We start from the raw sequence: 2,241 nt of genomic DNA, 5'->3' as shown, positions 1-2,241 counted from the left end.
GCGTCGAGCTTGACCTCAGCAGCGGCCACGGCGGCATCCAGGGCATCGAACCGGCCAGGGATGGCGTCGAGCTTGACCTCAGCAGCGGCCACGGCGGCATCCAGGGCATCGAACCGGCCCCTGGCCTCGATGAACCAGGCGTCGAGCTTGGGCTCCATCGCATCGAGCTTGGCCTCGATCGTGTCGAGGGTGGCTTGGCCAAACGCGCCGACCCCACCCAACATCAGCACCAGAAGAACGCTTAGTAGTACCTTCCGCATCTATCCCTCCTTTGTTTCTCGCCTCAGAACTTCAGGTCCCAGCCCACGTCGAGCGTGGTCGCACCACTCCCGACGTTGGTTCCAGAAGTTACCTCGAACGCCAGGTTATCCATGACCGGAACCGACGCGCTCACGAGCAGCCGCGAGATCCCAAACAAGGTCCCCGCGGGCTGGAAGTAGGCGGTTAGCTCCAGGGAGTACGCAGCCCCACAGCAGCCGGGACCGCAGAACCCGAGCTTCATGTACTCGAACTCGTCCCCCTGGAACTTGGCCCAGGCGAGCTTCTTCGGGTTGAGCGCGGTCACGAACTCCGCGTAGGGGGACCGGACCTTGCCTCCTGGACAGCGCGGACACGGCTCGCCCAGGCAGCACCGGATCCTGAACCCGTAGATATCGATGCCCTGGATCTCCTTGTCCACCCACCGGACGTCGCCGTACACCTTGATGCATGCCTCGCCGAGGTCCTTCCACTTCGGCGTGATGGTCACCGCCTTTTCGTCCACGGTGAACTTCACCGCGGCGTCGAAGGAGATGCCACAGCAGAAGGGGATGTCCTTGGTCGTGAACTCGATGTACTCAAACCCCACAGCCTTGGTGAACTTGAGCGTCGCGTCGTAGCAGATGCCGCAGCACAGGCCTATCCCCTTGAGGCTTACCGTTACGTCCTTGAACGCGATTCCGGTGCATTCATCGTCGAACCTGATGGCCAGCGTAAGCGGAGCGGCGCGGATCGTCGTCGTGTACAGCATGTACGGGCCAGGGAGGCCTCCCCACTTGGCCGAATGCTGAACCCGCAAGATGGCCGTGAGGTCGGCCAGCCGGGCGGTGATGGAGAAGTACGCCGAGCGGTACTCCGGGACGCGCAGGTCGAAGTACATCCCCCCGCCGATCCGGGCGAGGCCGATCTCTCCAATGCCGTGCACCTGCATCTCGGTGAACTCCGAGTCCTTGAAGAGAAGGATCGCCCTTGTGTTCCAGGTGTGAGATCCGTATCCGAACCCATACCTCACTTGGAACCTGGTGTAGTCGAGCGCGAGGCCGGGGAGGACGTGGAGATAGGTCGTCCACGTGCCGCTTAAGCCAAGGGAGTACTGGATCGGCGTGAAGTGAGCCACCAGGGTGCGGCCCCCTTGCGCCGTGAACTCGTAGGTCTGGCTGATGCTGACCTCTACGCCTTCTTCGGTCCAGTTCACGAACTGGTACCCAACGTTGGCTTCGGCCACCACCTTGACCGCGGTGCCTTCGTCGTACATCCCCCCACCGAGGACGGTCCCACCCTCTATCGGATCGGCGAGCACAGTGACTGCGAACCTCGTCGCGGCAGCGGCCCCAACGCCGCACAGCACCACTCCCAATAACACAACCAGCCCTAATGCAAGAGCCCTTTTCATCTTCATGCCACTTATGCCACCCCCTTTCTTGTCTAACGGGGTGCTTATGGCATCCCCATCGCTGTCACATCATCCCTCTATGCCTCTGCCCTCACCCCCTTAGTGCCCCCCTTGATCAAGCTCCCGCACTCTTCTCGGGATGCGGGATGCCCTACCTGCAACAGGTTCTATTGTAATCTTTTCTCCCCCCCTGTCAAGTCCTCTCAAAGTTACGAAAGTTACCTTGGTGTCAAGTGACGGCAACCTTTACGACCTTAGGGGACGTACACTTTTACGACCCTCCCCCTCGAGGTAGCACCCAAGTGCCACCCAGCCGCCCTCGGTTCCCGCTCCGGTAAGCCGAGAACCGCGGCCCCGATCCGAAACGACACGCTGCCCCTTCGACCACCTCTTCACTTCAGCCTCCCCTCGAGGTCCCGCAGCCGGTACGAGCGCCCCTTGATCGAGAGCACATGGCACCGGTGCAGAAGACGGTCCAGCAGCGCCGTGGCCATCACCTCATCCCCGGCGATCGCCCGCAGGCGGACCTTCAGCTCTTCATCCTCCTCCCTCCCGCGCGATCCACTGGTAGCGGTACCCGGACCGCGACA

The 2,241-nt window shown here is 62.2% G+C and carries 3 protein-coding genes; all 3 read right to left on the bottom strand.

What is annotated here, in order from left to right:
* Nucleotides 1–260 (bottom strand): hypothetical protein (locus NUV94_07210; GenBank protein MCR4392532.1); only part of this gene is annotated, 260 nt, incomplete at its 3' end.
* A 23-nt stretch (nt 261–283) separates the two neighbouring features.
* Nucleotides 284–1,651, bottom strand: coding sequence for a hypothetical protein (locus NUV94_07205; protein MCR4392531.1), 1,368 nt, complete (start codon nt 1,649–1,651; stop codon nt 284–286).
* Between the two features lie 392 nt (nt 1,652–2,043).
* On the bottom strand, nt 2,044–2,241 hold a 198-nt coding region (locus NUV94_07200; GenBank protein ID MCR4392530.1), incomplete at its 5' end, for an ATP-binding protein.

The organism is Candidatus Acetothermia bacterium (assembly GCA_024653305.1).
Lineage (GTDB): Bacteria > Bipolaricaulota > Bipolaricaulia > Bipolaricaulales > Bipolaricaulaceae > JACIWI01.
The sequence above is the reverse complement of the archived record's forward strand: the minus strand, read 5'-3'. Positions and strand labels throughout refer to the sequence as shown.

What these genes read in the sequence shown, in the direction of transcription:
- NUV94_07205 (MCR4392531.1), bottom strand. Translation starts at nt 1,651, where the DNA reads ATGAAAAGGGCTCTTGCATTAGGGCTGGTTGTGTTATTGGGAGTGGTG.